This window comes from Amycolatopsis sp. EV170708-02-1 (assembly GCF_022479115.1).
Lineage (GTDB): Bacteria > Actinomycetota > Actinomycetes > Mycobacteriales > Pseudonocardiaceae > Amycolatopsis.
The window spans coordinates 1,609,986-1,624,101 of the sequence record NZ_CP092497.1; the positions used below are offsets into that span (position 1 = coordinate 1,609,986).

Annotated in this window: 17 protein-coding genes; 9 read left to right on the forward strand and 8 right to left on the reverse strand. The window is 69.1% G+C overall.

From position 1 onward, the window contains the following. The first annotated feature begins 35 nt into the window (after window positions 1–35). Window positions 36–413 (forward strand): hypothetical protein, encoded by a 378-nt coding sequence (locus MJQ72_RS07310; protein ID WP_240598362.1) that lies wholly within the window; start codon window positions 36–38, stop codon window positions 411–413. On the opposite strand, the gene MJQ72_RS07315 is transcribed toward MJQ72_RS07310, so the two are convergent. After that, window positions 410–1,273, reverse strand: coding sequence for an alpha/beta fold hydrolase (locus MJQ72_RS07315; RefSeq protein ID WP_240598363.1), 864 nt, complete (start codon window positions 1,271–1,273; stop codon window positions 410–412). The two genes, MJQ72_RS07310 and MJQ72_RS07315, sit on opposite strands and share 4 nt — an antisense overlap. A gap of 57 nt (window positions 1,274–1,330) precedes the next feature. On the opposite strand from MJQ72_RS07315, the gene MJQ72_RS07320 reads away from it, so the two are divergent. Then, a complete protein-coding gene (locus MJQ72_RS07320) occupies window positions 1,331–2,164 on the forward strand; it encodes a helix-turn-helix domain-containing protein (protein WP_240598364.1) in 834 nt (277 codons plus the stop codon). A 29-nt stretch (window positions 2,165–2,193) separates the two neighbouring features. Then, entirely contained in the window at window positions 2,194–3,042 is an 849-nt protein-coding gene (locus tag MJQ72_RS07325) for a fructosamine kinase family protein (protein WP_240598365.1), read from the forward strand. Window position 3,043: 1 nt separating this feature from the next. On the opposite strand, the gene MJQ72_RS07330 is transcribed toward MJQ72_RS07325, so the two are convergent. Further along, a complete protein-coding gene (locus tag MJQ72_RS07330) occupies window positions 3,044–3,718 on the reverse strand; it encodes a TetR/AcrR family transcriptional regulator (protein WP_240598366.1) in 675 nt (224 codons plus the stop codon). Window positions 3,719–3,810: 92 nt separating this feature from the next. Here MJQ72_RS07330 and MJQ72_RS07335 point away from each other — a divergent pair, with 92 nt between their 5' ends. Beyond that, window positions 3,811–4,536: an SDR family oxidoreductase gene (locus tag MJQ72_RS07335; protein WP_240598367.1), complete on the forward strand. Its 726-nt coding sequence runs from the start codon at window positions 3,811–3,813 to the stop codon at window positions 4,534–4,536. A gap of 35 nt (window positions 4,537–4,571) precedes the next feature. Here the strand turns inward: MJQ72_RS07335 and MJQ72_RS07340 are convergent, their stop codons facing one another. From MJQ72_RS07340 to MJQ72_RS07355, 4 genes are all read right to left on the reverse strand, one after another. After that, on the reverse strand, window positions 4,572–5,063 hold the full coding sequence (locus MJQ72_RS07340; protein ID WP_240598368.1) for a hypothetical protein: 492 nt from the start codon (window positions 5,061–5,063) through the stop codon (window positions 4,572–4,574). 75 nt (window positions 5,064–5,138) lie between these two features. Next, the gene (locus tag MJQ72_RS07345; protein WP_016334492.1) at window positions 5,139–5,402 is read right to left on the reverse strand and encodes an amphi-Trp domain-containing protein; all 264 of its coding nucleotides are present in this window, start codon (window positions 5,400–5,402) and stop codon (window positions 5,139–5,141) included. An 81-nt stretch (window positions 5,403–5,483) separates the two neighbouring features. Further along, the gene (locus tag MJQ72_RS07350; protein ID WP_240601274.1) at window positions 5,484–6,080 is read right to left on the reverse strand and encodes an SUMF1/EgtB/PvdO family nonheme iron enzyme; all 597 of its coding nucleotides are present in this window, start codon (window positions 6,078–6,080) and stop codon (window positions 5,484–5,486) included. A 2-nt stretch (window positions 6,081–6,082) separates the two neighbouring features. Then, entirely contained in the window at window positions 6,083–7,228 is a 1,146-nt protein-coding gene (locus MJQ72_RS07355; protein WP_240598369.1) for a Cmx/CmrA family chloramphenicol efflux MFS transporter, read from the reverse strand. A 376-nt stretch (window positions 7,229–7,604) separates the two neighbouring features. On the opposite strand from MJQ72_RS07355, the gene MJQ72_RS07360 reads away from it, so the two are divergent. Further along, window positions 7,605–8,684 (forward strand): dihydrodipicolinate reductase, encoded by a 1,080-nt coding sequence (locus MJQ72_RS07360; protein WP_240598370.1) that lies wholly within the window; start codon window positions 7,605–7,607, stop codon window positions 8,682–8,684. Further along, entirely contained in the window at window positions 8,681–9,160 is a 480-nt protein-coding gene (locus MJQ72_RS07365; protein ID WP_240598371.1) for a carboxymuconolactone decarboxylase family protein, read from the forward strand. Before MJQ72_RS07360 ends, MJQ72_RS07365 begins: the two co-directional genes overlap by 4 nt. 43 nt (window positions 9,161–9,203) lie before the next feature. On the opposite strand, the gene MJQ72_RS07370 is transcribed toward MJQ72_RS07365, so the two are convergent. Beyond that, window positions 9,204–10,745, reverse strand: coding sequence for a GMC oxidoreductase (locus tag MJQ72_RS07370; protein WP_240598372.1), 1,542 nt, complete (start codon window positions 10,743–10,745; stop codon window positions 9,204–9,206). Window positions 10,746–10,918: 173 nt separating this feature from the next. Between MJQ72_RS07370 and MJQ72_RS07375 the strand changes: the two genes are divergently transcribed. After that, entirely contained in the window at window positions 10,919–11,284 is a 366-nt protein-coding gene (locus MJQ72_RS07375; RefSeq protein ID WP_007029562.1) for an RNA-binding S4 domain-containing protein, read from the forward strand. Here the strand turns inward: MJQ72_RS07375 and MJQ72_RS07380 are convergent. Further along, window positions 11,270–12,259, reverse strand: a complete 990-nt coding sequence (locus MJQ72_RS07380; RefSeq protein ID WP_240598373.1) for a DUF5937 family protein — start codon at window positions 12,257–12,259, stop codon at window positions 11,270–11,272. The two genes, MJQ72_RS07375 and MJQ72_RS07380, sit on opposite strands and share 15 nt — an antisense overlap. Window positions 12,260–12,307: 48 nt before the next feature. Between MJQ72_RS07380 and MJQ72_RS07385 the strand changes: the two genes are divergently transcribed. Together MJQ72_RS07385 and MJQ72_RS07390 are read left to right on the forward strand one after the other, a co-directional pair. After that, window positions 12,308–13,495, forward strand: coding sequence for an MFS transporter (locus MJQ72_RS07385; RefSeq protein ID WP_240598374.1), 1,188 nt, complete (start codon window positions 12,308–12,310; stop codon window positions 13,493–13,495). Window positions 13,496–13,526: 31 nt separating this feature from the next. Further along, complete coding sequence (locus MJQ72_RS07390) at window positions 13,527–14,093, forward strand: NADPH-dependent FMN reductase (protein WP_240598375.1); 567 nt, start codon at window positions 13,527–13,529, stop codon at window positions 14,091–14,093. The last annotated feature ends 23 nt before the right edge of the window (window positions 14,094–14,116 follow it).

Genomic DNA, 14,116 nt, shown 5'->3' on the forward strand with positions numbered 1-14,116 from the left:
TTCGACGTCCTGATAAGAGCCGGAAGGAGAAAGCGATGAACACCACGACACTGGCCTCGACCACGCGGCTGAACCCGGTGAGCCGCACCCTGCCGGTTCTGCTGGCGATGGAGGACGACGCGGAGGACGTCGGCCGCCTGGCCCCGGACGACCGCCTGACCTGCCACGTGCACGGCCGCTGGATTCACCAATGCGTGGCTTCGCCGCTGCACGTCAACCCGATCACGCGGCACCGCTGGTGCCGATCGTGCGCGACCGCGTTGACCGTCTCCATCGACGAACTGTCCGGCGACGTCACGATGTACTGCCCTCGGTGCGGCCACGGCGAAAGCGCGGCCTCCGCCCGGCTGATCGCCGCGTGCCGGGCCAGCTTGGCGGCCGCACGCCGCCGCTTCGGTGCGCGCGCCGCCTAACCGGCCCACCCGAGGACACGCTCGATGATCAGGTCGCGATCCTGGGGGCGGAGATGGAGATAGTGACCGGCGTCCGGCAGGATCCCGACGTCGGCATGGGGGAGCAGGCTTTCGAGCCGGGTGGCGGCGGCGACCGGATCGTGCACGACGCTGCGCCCGCCGAACAGGGCGAGCGTGGGCACTTCGATGGACCGGAGCGCGTCCTCGCTCGGGCGGACCTGGAACGGCACCCGGACGCGATAGCACCGGATCCCGGCGAGAATGAGCCGCGCGGCGGGCTGGTCTAGGACGTCCTCGCCGGCGGTCCACGCCACGAACCGGCGCCACAGGCGGTCGTTGTCGAGTACCGCCACGGGCAAGCCATACCAGAACGCGCGCCGGGAGAACGGCGCCGAAACGGTGGTGGCGTCCAGCAACCCGATGGACGCGAGCCTTCCGGGCGCGTGGATCGCCTGGTTGACCGCGTGCCAGCCGCCGGTCGATCCGCCCACGAGACGCACCTCGGTCAGCCCCAGGTTCTCGAAGACGGCGTCGAGAGCGTTCGCCCGGTCACGGAGGTCTTCGAAAGGGACCTTGTGCACGCTTCGGCCGGCCTCGCCGAGGGTGTCGATCGCGTAGACCGCGTGCCGCTCCGCCAACGCGGGGATCAACGCCGCGAAACAGGCTGACGTGGCCATGAGCCCCGGCAGGAGGGCGATCGGAGTGCCGCCGTCGCCGTAGCGGTAGACCCGCGTGGTGCCGTGGTGTGTTTCGACGTCGAAGACCGCGTCCGGTTTCGGACACTCGGCCATGGCACGGTCATAGGCGGCGAAGTAGCGCTTCTCGGCCGCAGGATTCCTGAAACCCCCGATTTTCCGCATGAGCGGAACGCTAGGCGGAACCCCGGCTCCGGTCTTGAACGAAAGTAAGGTGGACTCATGGGCGGATGGGGGCTCGTGGTGCCGCGGCGGGACATCGTCCGAGCACCCGGCGAACGGGTTCTCGGGTGGCCCCGTCCCGCGCTGACCGCCCATGTGTCGAGCTACATCGCGCACGACCTTCCCGACGCGGGCGCGAACTCCTGGCGGATCACGCCGTTGTCCGTGCTCACCTGGGTGATCGACTTCGACGCACCGGACCGCGGTGCCGACGTTCCCGATTCGCCCGTGCTGGGCCTGCGGGACCGGCCGTTGCGCGTCGAACAGGCCGGGGCATCGCGCGGGGTCGTCGTCACCCTGACTCCGCTCGGTTCTTACGCGTTGTTCGGGATTCCGTTGCGGGAGCTGACGAATTCGGTGGTCGCGGCGTCCGATCTGCTGTCGGTCGGGCCGTTGACCGGACGGCTTGCCGAGGCGGCGGACTGGCCGGAGCGGTTCCGGCTGTTGGACGAATATCTGGCGGCGAGGCTTGCCCGCGGTCCCGCGCTGGCCGCCCCGGTCCGACACGCGTGGGATCGGCTCTCGGCGGGCCCGGTCCGTGTCGCCGCCTTGGCGGACGAGATCGGCTGGAGCAGGCAGCATCTCAACGCCCGGTTTCGCGAACAGATCGGGCTGAGCCCGCGCACGGCCGGACGGATCGCCCGGCTCAATCGAGTGCTGGCGCTGGTGGACCGGGCGACGTCCCGCTCGTGGGCCGAGGTCGCGTACCTGGGCGGCTACAGCGACCAGGCACATCTCGTCCGGGAGTTCCGGGCGTTGACCGGATACAGCCCCACCGAGGCCGGGAAACCGGCGGGGCTGGTTGTTCCGCCCTGTGCGTCGGCGCTTTCGTAAGCCTGCGACGGCGGCGGTAGGTTGCGGGCATGACCCAGATTCCGTCGCCTGCTGAGGCTGCCACGAGGATCACCGGACGCTCTGTCTCCGGGCAGAGAAGCCTCTCGGGCGGGGTGACCGAAGTGGTGCTGGACAGCGGTGACACCGTGGTCGTCAAACGGGGCCACGCCCGGAACGCGACACCCGCGGAGGCCGCGGGCCTGCGATGGCTGGGCGAGGCCGGTGCCGTGCGGGTGCCCGAAGTTCGTGGCCACGACGACGAGTGGCTGGTCACGGACCTCGTCGGCGGAGGACGGCCGACGCATCACGCGGCGGAGCGGCTGGGACGGGGGCTCGCGGCGCTGCACGCGGCGGGCGCGCCCGCGTTCGGCGCGGCGCCGCCGGAGGGGCCTGCCGACGCGTGGATCGGCCTGGCTCCGATGAAGAACACGCCGGGCGATGACTGGCCGAGGTGGTACGCCGAGTACCGGGTCCTGCCCTATGTCCGCCGCGCGGTCGACGAGGGCACGTTGACCACCGACGAGTCCGCCGTCATCGAGCGGGCCTGTGCGCGGCTCCCGGAGGTGGCCGAACCTCCGGCGCGCCTGCACGGCGACCTGTGGAACGGCAATGTGCTGTGGGGACCCGTCGAAGCCTCGCTCATCGATCCGGCGGCGCACGGCGGCCACCGTGAAACCGATCTCGCCATGCTGCAGTTGTTCGGCTGTCCGTTGCTCGACCGGGTGCTCGCCGCGTACCAGGAGGTCGCCCCGCTCGCCGACGGCTGGACCGACCGGATCGGCGCACACCAGCTGTTCCCGCTCCTGGTCCACACCGTCCTTTTCGGACGGTCCTACGCCGCGCAGGCGGTCGCGGCGGCGAAGGCCGTCGGCCGGTAGGTCACCGCGCGAGGCGGTCGAGCCATTCGGCGAGCATCGCGTGCTCGGCCGGGGTCAGCACGTCCCCGGGTTCCTTCTCCAGCGCGGCTTTGAGCGCGATCGCGCGGCTGGGGATGTCCGACGTCGTGTCCGCGCTGTCGGTGGTGATGGCCGCGATGACGTGCTCGCGCGCGGCGACGATCAGGTCCGGGTCGCGGTGCTCGGGCGGGCTGGCGAGGAACGAGAGGATCACGCCCATCCCGGTCGCGTGCACCAGCTGGGCGGCCTGTTCGACCGGGACGCGCAGCCTGCCGGCCTCGGCGATGCGTCCGACGATCCGGCGGAGGATCTCGTCCGCCTCCCGGCGCGCTTCGCGGACGCGGGGCTCGCCGTACATGAGCATGTAGAACGCGGGCTGTCGCAGCCCGAACTCGACATGCAGGTCCCAGCCTCGCCGCAGGTCGCCCACCGGGTCGTCGGTCTCGCCGAGGGCGTGCTTTCCCTCCAGATAGCTCTTGAAGCCGTACGTGGCGACGGCGTCGAGCAGGCCGTCCTTGTCGCCGAAGGTCCGGTAGAGCGTCGGCGCCTGTACTCCGGCGGCGGCGCTGACCGCACGCGTCGACAACGCCTCGCGCCCGCCCTCCCGCAGCAGCTCCGCGGCCGCGCGGATCAACCGGTCTTTCGTCGTCAACGTCATGTATCAACGATAACACTCAGCGGGTAGCAGTGGTTCGATATCGGTGATACGGTGATCTCGTTACCGATGGAAACACCTGATGGGAGCTCTTCATGGCACGCGTAGCGATCGTCACCGGCGGGTCCCGGGGCATCGGCAGGGAGTCCGCCGAGCGGCTGGCGTCCGACGGGTTCGCGGTCGTCGTCGTATACGGCGGCAACAAGGACGAGGCGCAGGCCGCGGTCGACGCGATCACGGCCGCCGGAGGCCAGGCGATCGCGGCCCAGGCCGACGTCGCCGACGAGCAGGCCGTCGCGGCCGTGTTCGACACCGCGGAGAAGACCTTCGGCGGGGTCGACGTCGTGGTCCACGCGGCGGGCATCATGTACCTCGCGCCGGTGGCGGAATTGGATCTCGATCGGCTGGACCGGTTGCACCGCACCAACATCCGCGGCACTTTCGTGGTCGATCAGCAGGCCGCGCGCCGTGTGCGCGACGGCGGCGCGATCATCAACTTCTCCACGTCGGTACTCGGCCTCGCCCTGCCGGGATACGCGGCCTATGCCGCCACGAAGGGTGCGGTCGAGGCCGTCACCCTGGTCCTCGCCCGCGAACTGCGCGGCCGCGACATCACCGTGAACGCGGTCGCCCCCGGCCCGACCGCCACGGCGTTGTTCCTCGACGGCAAGGACGAGGCGACCATCGCGAGCATGGCGGCACAGCCCCCGCTCGAACGCCTCGGCACCCCGTCCGACATCGCCGAGGTCGTCTCGTTCCTCGCCGGTCCGGCGCGGTGGGTCAACGGGCAGGTCCTTCGCGCCAACGGCGGCATCGTCTGACGCTTCGTAAGTGGTAAGGACGGTTAGAACCGTCCTTACCACTCACGAGGCTCGGTGTCGTCCACCCCGATCCCGCGAAGGTCGTCGGAGGTGAAGACAGCGTCCGCCCGCTCGCCGAGCAGGATGCCGAGCACCAGTTCCATCGTGTCGACGTAGGACTCCCACAACCTGTCCCGCAGGTCGTTGCTCCGGCTCATCGACGCGAGCACAGGTCCGTCCTGTCCGGCCCGCTCCAGGACCTTGACGAGCAAACCGCCTTCGAGGAAGCCCGATTCCTTCACTTCCAGATGCTTCCGGGCGGCGCTGGTGAACAGCATGAACAAGACCGAGCCGTCGGTCCTGCCGGAGATGCCGTCCCGGGTCAGTTCGAGACCGAAGAGGGACTCCAGCCCCTTGAGCAGTCGTTCCCGATAAGCCTTGAGGGCGTCGTTGAACTCGCACACGTCGTCGCTGAACCCGTGCGAGTACTCAGGCTGGGCCGCGAGGTACGCGAGAGCGAACGCACGGCGGTCATAGCGCTTGGTCATGGGCGAACGGTAGTGAAGAAGAGGGCGGGCCCGCCAACGAGATACGAGCCCGCCCGATCCTTTGTGGACAGAAGATCAGACGACGGTGCCTTCGGCGTCGTCGTCCGAGTCGGTCTCCTCGATCTTCCACTTCAGCTGGAACTCGACCTCTTCCTCGCCGTCGCCGCGTTCGTGCTCGATCGAGAACTGCGCGCGGGCGGGGACGCGGAACCGTTCCCCGGCGATCTGGATGCGGAACGAGGTCTCGGACTCGAGCGCGTCGGCGAGCCTGCGCAGTTTCGCGACGACGTCGGCGGTGGAGTAGACGCGTTCGACGTCTCGGGGAGCGGTTCCGGTCACGGTTTCCTCCAGAGGTACGACACCCCGGCCGGGTGTCCTGGCGTCATTCAATCGGGTGATCAACGGGAGCCGCGGGCGGGGTCACAGTGACCTGGCCAGGCGGAAGCCGACGTCGTCGACGCGGAAGGTCGGGTGACTGCGGCGCCGCACCGAGACCCGGCAGCTCCACTGCTCGTCGAACCAGCCCCCGCCCTTCAGGACCCGGTACTCGCCGTACACCTCGGCGTCGTAGACGTCCCAGCACCACTCCCAGACGTTGCCGAGCATGTCGTGCAGGCCCCACGCGTTGGGCGCCTTCCCGCCGACGTCGTGCACGGACTCCGCCGAGTTCCCGCGATACCAGGCGATCTCGTCGAGCGGTCCGTAGCGGGGACCGGTCGTGCCGGCGCGGCAGGCGTGTTCCCATTCCGCCTCGGTGGGCAGCCGGTAGCCGTTCGCGGACCGGTCCCAGGTCGAGGAAGCCGGCTCGTAGGCGGGATTCAGGCCCTCGCGTTCGGACAACGTGTTGCAGAACAGAAGGGCGTCCTGCCAGGAGACGTCGACGAGGGGAAGCCGGCCTGTCTCCCGGGTGACCGGGACCGGGGCGAGCCGGAAGGACGCGACATCGACGGTCCAGCTCCGCTGGGTCCGCCGGTCCGCCAGCGTCGCCCGGCCCGCCGGGACGGTGATCATCTCCATGGTCAGGCCGATGTTACCCATCCCCGCCGCAGCACGAGCGGAAGCGCGGCGACGGCGACCGCCGCGCTGATCCAGACGGCGTCCCGGTAGTCACCGGTCGCCTCCGTGACGAACCCCGCGAGCACCGGACCCACGAATGCCCCGACGTTGAACGCGACCGTCGCGAACGAACCGCCCAGGGCCGGGGCGCCGGGAGCCACGTGTATGACCCGCGCGATGAGGGCGGAACCGCAGCCGAACGACAGTCCACCTTGGACGGTCGCGAGGACGAACAACGCGATCGGCTGCGTGCCGGTCGCGGCCAGCGCCGCCCAGCCGACCGGCAGGGCGCACAACGCGAAGACCAGACCGCGCCGGAGTTCGCCGTTCCCCTTGCGGCCCGCCACCGTGACACCGAGGAACGCGCCGACACCGAACGCGGCCAGCAGACCGGAAACCGCTTCGGCGGGAAGGTGGGCGACGTCCGTCGCGATGATGGCGAGAAAGGCGAACGTCGTGAAGGTCGCGCCGTTGACCAACGCGCCGAGGAGCATCGCGTGCCGCACGGGTGGTGATTTCAGTTCGCGCAGTTCGCGCCCGATCGAGACTTCGGGCGGGCTCGCCGCGTCGGCCGGTGCCGAACGGAACACCAGTATCAGTGCGGGAAGGCAGAGCGCGGCGACCGCCCAGAACGCGGAACGCCAGCCCGCGAGATCACCCAGTACGGCGCCCGCGGGCACTCCGGCGACACAGGACAGCGTGATGCCCGCCAACAGGATCCCGGTCGCCCGCGCCTGTTTCCCTTGTGGTGCGAGGGCGACCGCGACCGGCATCGCCACGGCGAGGAATCCGGCGTTGACCACCGCCGCGACGACCCGGGTGCCGAACAACAGCGGGAAGCTCGTCGTGACGGCGCCGATGACGTGCACGACGACGAAGGCGGTCAGGAACCCGGCCAACGCTCGGCGCCGAGGCCAGCGCGCGCTGAGCAGGGCCATCGCGGGAGCGCCGACGATCATTCCGACGGCGTAGGCGGACGTCAGCGCGGCGGCCGCGCCCACCGGGACGGACAGCTCACCGGCGATCCCCGGCACGAGACCGGAGGCCATGAATTCCGAGGTGCCTTGCGCGAAAACGGCAAGGCCGAGGACATAGACGAACAGGGGCAACGGACGACTCCCAAGAAGAAAGTGAACAGGAGGAGCCGTGCGCTGGACAGGAGAGAACCCGGCCGGACGCACGGAACAGTGCTCCGGTCACCGGGAGGCGAGAGGACCTAACGGCAGGACACGACGACTCGCCGCCGGATGACCGGCGGCGGGGTTCTGTCCGACTCGGGGCTCGTCACGAGAGCGCACACTACACAGACGCCGCGCGACCGGTCCAACGGGTATTGCCGCCCACCGAAGAAAACGACGCCCGTTCCGCGCACCGGAACGCTTTCGTTGCCCACTCGAAAAAACCCGAGTAATGCGCTCTGACCTGCGGTTTTCGTGATTGTTTCGGTACTGGGAACCGAACTCGGATTCGGTTAACCTCGACTTCATGATTCCCACGGTCGTCTGGGGTACCGGCAACATCGGCCGTGCCTCCATCCGGGCCGTCGACGCGCATCCGGCGCTGGAACTCACCGGAGTGGTCGTGCACGATCCCGCGAAGGTCGGCCGCGACGCGGCCGCGCTCGCGGGGATCGACGACGAACTGGGCGTGGCGGCGACCGATGACATCGAAGCGGTTCTGGCGGCGGGTCCACGGGCGGTGGTGTACGCGGCGTCCGGTGACATCCGGCCCGCCGAAGCGCTGGCCGACATCGTCCGCGCGGTCCGGGCCGGGGCGGTGGTGGTGACGCCCGCGCTCTACGCGCTGTACGACCAGCGCAACGCGCCGGACGAACTGCGTGAGCCGGTGCTCGCGGCGATCGCGGAGGGTGGCGGTTCGCTGTTCGTCTCCGGGGTGGATCCGGGATGGGGCAACGACATCCTGCCGTTGCTGATCAGCGGGCTCGGCACCACCGTGGACGCGGTCCGCTGCCAGGAGATCTTCGACTACACCACCTACGACCAGCCTGATTCCGTCCGCTATCTGGTCGGGATGGGGCAGCCGATGGACTATCAGCCGCCGATGCTGGCCCCGTCGGTACCCACGATGGTGTGGGGCGGCCAGGTACGGCTCATCGCCCGCGGTCTCGGCGTCGAACTGGACGAGATCCGCGAGACACTGGACCGTCGCCCGCTGGAGGAGACCGTGACCACGCGGGCGATGGGCGAGTTCGAAGCGGGGACGCAGGGCGCCGTCCGGTTCGAAGTGCAGGGGATCGTGGACGGCGAACCCCGTATCGTCATCGAGCACGTCACCCGGATCCACGCCTCGTGCGCGCCGGACTGGCCGATGCCGCCCAGCGGCGACGGGGCGCACAAGGTGATCATCGAAGGCCGTCCCAGGATCGAGGTCTCGGTCGAGGCCACCGACGAGGGCGAGAACCGGTCGGCCGGCGGCAATGCGACCGCGGTCGGCAGGCTGGTCGGCGCCATCGACTGGCTCGTCGACGCGAAACCAGGTCTCTACGACGCACTCGACGTCCCGTTGCGACCGGCCACCGGCAAGCTCGGAAGGAGCGCGCGATGAACATCGACATTCCCGAGGGCAAGGACCCGATCGGCTACGTCTGGGGCGAGATGGTGCCCGGGATCGGTGTCGCGGCATCGAATCTCTCGCTCGCGGTGTACTCGCACACCACGCTGGGGCTGCGCGAGTTCGAGGCGGCCCGGCTGCGGATCGCGCAGATCAACGGCTGCGTCTTCTGCCTGGACTGGCGGACCGAACGCGACGGGGTGAAGGTCGAGGAGGAGTTCGCCGACGCGGTGACCGAGTGGCGCACCACGGACGCGTTCGACGAGCGGACCAGGCTGGCGGCCGAGTACGCCGAACGCTACGCGCTCGACCACCACGGTATCGACGACGAGTTCTGGAAGCGGATGGCCGAGCACTACAGCCAGAAGGAGATCGTCGAACTGAGCATGAGCATCGGGTCCTGGCTCGCCTTCGGACGGCTGAACCACGTTTTGGGCATCGACACCGTTTGCGTTCTTCCGAAACTTTGAACAATAGGCCGGGGTGGCGGCCCCGGCCTATTGTGGATCGTCGTCACAGATCGGTGGCGACGATCTTTTCGATGTTCCTTTCCGCGAGCGCGGTAATGGTGACGAACGGATTCACCGAGGTGTTTCCCGGGATCAACGCGCCGTCGATCACGTAAAGGCCCGGATATCCGTGGAGCCTGCCGTAATTGTCGGTCGCCTTGCCGAGCACCGCGCCGCCGAGCGGGTGGTAGGTGAGATGGTCGCCCCAGATCTTGTACGTGCCGAAGAGGTCGGTCCGGTAGATCGTGCCCTCCTTGGCGTTGATCTTGTCGAAGATCGTCTTCGCCATCTCGATCGACGGCTGTTTCCAAGCGGTCTGCCAGTTCAGGTCGACCTTGTTCGCGCCGGGGTTCCAGGAGAACGTCGCGCGGTGGGGGTTCTTGGTGATCGACAGGTAGAACGAGGCGTAGGTCTCGATGCCGGTCGGCAGCGGCGCGACCTCCGCGAACGCGCCACCCGCCGCCCAGTTGTCGATCCCCGCGGTCGGGATGGACGACTGCAGTGCTCCGGTGGCGTCCCACATGTGGTTCGCGCGGCCGCACATGACGTTCCCATTGTCGCCCCAGCCTTTTCCGACCTCGCCGCTGAGGTCGGGCAGCGCGCCGGTGGCCTTGAGCTTGACCAGTAGCTTGCTCGTGCCGACGCTTCCGGCCGCGAAGAACACCTTGTCCGCCGTGACCGCCTTCGTGGCCGTCACGGTGCCGCCGGTGTCGAGTTGCTCCATCGCCACGGTGTATCCGCCGCCGGACGCGGGCGTGACCGACGTGACGCGATGCAGGGCCGAGATCGTCACCCGGCCTGTCGCCTTGATCCGCGGGAGATAGGTCTGCTGCAACGACTTCTTGCCCGCGTTGTTGCCATAGAGGATCTCTCCGGCCAGCGCGGATCTCGGCACCGTGCCCGCCTGCTCCTTCTTCATGTAGTCCCAGTCGTACACGTCCGGGACGAACAGGAACGGGAAACCGGACCGCTGCGCGTGTTTCCGGCCGACCCGCGCGTACTGGTAGCACTCGGCGGTCTCGAACCAATCCGGGTCGATGGTGGCGACGCCGAGACCCGCGTTGGCGCGCGGGTAGTAGACGCCGTACATCTCGTCCGCGTCGACCGTGGGCAGGACCGACCCGAAGTTCTCGCGCTTCGGCGTGACGGCCATCCCGCCGTTCACCAGTGAGCCGCCACCGACGCCGCGGCCCTGGTAGACGGTGATACCACCGAACTCTTCGGCGTCGAGGATCCCGGTGTGGCGCGGGACGTCCTTGTCCAGCGGGAAGCCGAGGAAGTTGCTCAACGGCTGCTTGGTCCTCGTTCGCAGCCAGAAGGAGCGATAGTCGGGCTTGGTGGTGTTGGCGAAGATCTTGCCGTCCGTACCCGGGGTGTCCCATGCCATGCCGAGCTCGACGAGGTGGACGTCGACACCGGCTTCGGCGAGCCGGAGCGCGGCGACACAGCCGCCGTATCCGGAACCGATGACGAGTGCCGGGATTCGGGCGGCGTCGGCGATCGAACTTTTCGCGGAAGCGGTCCCGCCGAGGGCGGCGGCCCCCAAGATAGAACTGGTTCCTGTAATAAAGAGGCGGCGGGATAACTGTCCGGAAGCGCTTCTCCGCATGGTTTCGTCGCTCACGTGATCTTCCTCACCGTTGAGGGATTTAGAACAAGTTATACCTGCGTCTATACCGAGTGGCAATAAAGACGGCGGATAGGCCACTATGTACTGCTGTGGAGTCCACTCGAGTTGATCGCTGGCTGTGGGCCGTCCGGCTGACCAAGACGCGTCCGGACGCCGCAGCGGCGTGCCGTGGCGGCCATGTCCGCGTGAACGGCAAACCGGCCAAACCCGCGACCACGGTCGTGGCGGGTGACGAGGTCCGTGCGCGGGTTCACGACACGACGCGGATCCTGGAAGTGACGCGGGTGATCCAGAAGCGGGTGGGCGCCGCCGACGCCGCGACCTGTTTCATCGACCGGACGCCGGCGCCGCCGCCCGAGGCCGCCGTGCCGGTCGCGCGGCGGGAGCGCGGCGCGGGACGGCCGACCAAACGGGAACGCCGCGTGCTCGACCGGTTCCGTTCAGGAGAGCGCTGACCCGTTGGCGCACAAGGTGTCACCGAGCGCCGAGCGCGCGTAGAAGACCTCCCGGCCGGTGCGATGCCGGGTGATCAGGCCGTTGTCGTGCAAGACCTTCAGATGCTGGCTGACCGCACCGGGCGCCATCGACAGCCGTCGGCCCAGCGCGGTCGTCGTCACGCTGTCGGACAGGGCCACGAGGACGCGGGCCCGGGTCCGGCCGATCAAGGCGTCGAGAGCGCCGGTGGTCGGGACGACGTCGCGCGCCCACACGGTGGCGACCCCGGGAGCGGGGTAGACGAGGTTCGGCTGATACGGCTCGGCCATCACCGCGGTGTCGGGCCAGTGGAAGACGCTGGGGATCAGGATCAGGCCGTCCCCGCCGAGCGGCCCGCGGCGCTGCCACGCGCGGGTGCGCACCTTCAGCCGCCCGTCGTCCCAGGAGATGTTCGGATGCAGATCGTTGAACAGCGCTCCCGCCCCGTCACGGGCCAGCTGGCGTGAGCGGCGGAGGATCTCCGCTTCGAACAGGCCGCGGATCTGCGGCCAGAACCTGGCCAGCGCCGTGTCCCAGTAGAGCCGGAGTTCCTCGGCCGCCCGCGCGATCCCGGCGGCGGGGTCGGCGAGGAACCGCTGCACGACGTCGCTCGCCGCGGCGGGGACCCGGGAGGCCTCCGCGACGGCTTCGCCGAGATCGGCGCGGGTGATCTGGTCGAGCTCGGTGTCGATGTCGGGCACCGGGCTGGCCGGTGGCGGGGTCAGGAAATCCGCGAAGTAGGCGCCGAGCGGGACCAGCGCGAAGAGCAGGCGCAGGTCGAGTTCGCGCAGAAGCGGCCGGACGGCGTGGATCCACGGCAGGTGTACCGCGTGCCGACCGGGATCCTGGAGCAACCGCAGGCTCGCGATCGCCTCGGAAGCGGGGGAGAACGCGAAGCGCAGCCGGGCGAGGTCGCTGGAGGTGAAGTCGAACTCCGCCCACGAGGATTCAGGCACAACTGAAACGTTTATCGGCTCGGGAACCTCCGGTCAACGATGGACCGCATGATCACCCTCACCTCTCCGGCCGCCGGGCGGCTGTCGCTTCCGCGTCCGTTCTGGATGCTGTGGCTGGGTGTCCTCGTCAACCGTTCCGGTGCGATGGTGCAGCCGTTCCTGTCCGTCTACTTGACCCGTGTACAGGGCTTCGGGATCGGCGAGACCGGCGCGGTGATGGCCGTTTTCGGGGTCGGTTCGGTGCTCTCGCACGTGGTGGCGGGCCGGCTCGCCGATCGCTTCGGCCGCCGGGTGACGCTGACCGGCGGCATGCTCGCGACCTCGGCGTCGATGGTCCTGATGGGCGCGGCGACGGGGTTCGCGCTCGTGGCGGTGACGGCTTTCCTGCTCGGGCTCACCATCGAGTCCTACCGGCCCGCGTCGCAGGCCATGGTGGCCGACCTGGTCCCGCCCTCGGCCCGGCCGCGGGCGTACGGCTTGCTCTTCTGGGGCGTGAACCTCGGTTATGCCGTCGCGATGGTGGCGGGAGGGTGGTTCGCCGACCGCGGCGCGACGGCGATGTTCGGTGTCAACGCCGCCGTCGCGGTCGTCTTCGCGGTGCTCGTGTGGCGGGCGGTGCCGGAATCCAGGCCCGAGGCGGCAGCGGAAAGCGGCGCCTGGCGACTGGTACTCCGCGACCCGCTGATGCTCGCCTTCAGCGTCGTGACGACGGCCTATGGCGCCATGTACGCCCAGGCATTCACGACCCTGCCGCTCGCCATGGCCGGGCAGGGGATCACGGGTGTCCACTTCGGACTGGTCATGGCGCTCAACGGTGTCCTGATCGTCGTCGTCCAGCCCCTGGCCGGGGAACGGCTCTCGCGACTCGATCCGAACCGGGTCCTGGCGGCCGGGGCGGCCGTCGTGGCCACGGGGTTCGCCCTGACCGCGTTCGTGCACGACGCGGGAGGGCTCGCGGTCACGGTGGTGATCTGGACGGCGGGGGAGATCGCGGTCGCGGGCTCGATCCCGACCATCGTGTCCCTCCTGTCCCCGCCCGCGTTGCAGGGCACCTACGCCGGACTTTCCGGAATGAGCTGGTCGGTGGGCGCGGTTCTCGCCCCGGTGCTCGGCTCCTTCCTGCTGCCCTTCGGACCTGGCGCGCTCTGGGGCGGCGTAGGCCTGGTGGGCATGGCCGCGGCCTTCGGCGCCACGGCCTTGGGCGGCCCGGTGCGGCGCCGGGTCACCTTCCTCTGATTCGCGGAAAACAACGAGAAAGGCAATGAGCATGACCTACGAAGTCGGCTACGTGGTCGGCAGCCTGTCGCAAGGCTCGATCAACCGGCGGCTGGCGGGAGCGCTCGCCGGGCTGGCGCCACAGGCGATGCGGTTCACCGAGATCCCGATCCGCGACCTGCCACTGTACGACCACGACCTCGACCCGGATTTCCCGCCGGCCGCCCGGGAGTTGAAGCGGGCGATCGAGGGATCGGACGCGCTCTTGTTCGTCACGCCGGAATACAACCGCTCGATCCCGGGGGCGCTCAAGAACGCGATCGACTGGGCGACCCGGCCGTGGGGGGCGAACTCCCTCGACGGGAAGCCCGCCGCCGTGATCGGCGCGTCACCGGGGCTGATCTCCACGGCCGTGGCCCAGCAACATCTGAAGAGCATCCTGTCCTTCACCAACTCCCCGGTGCTGGCCCAGCCCGAGGCCTACATCAGGTACACCGACGGGCTGATCACGGACAACGGCAAGGTGACGGACGAGGGGACCGAGGCGTTCCTCCGTCGCTATCTCGAGGCCTTCCACAGCCATGTCTCGACGTTCAAGCGTTCACATACATGGACATGATTCACATCCGTTGACGGACGCCA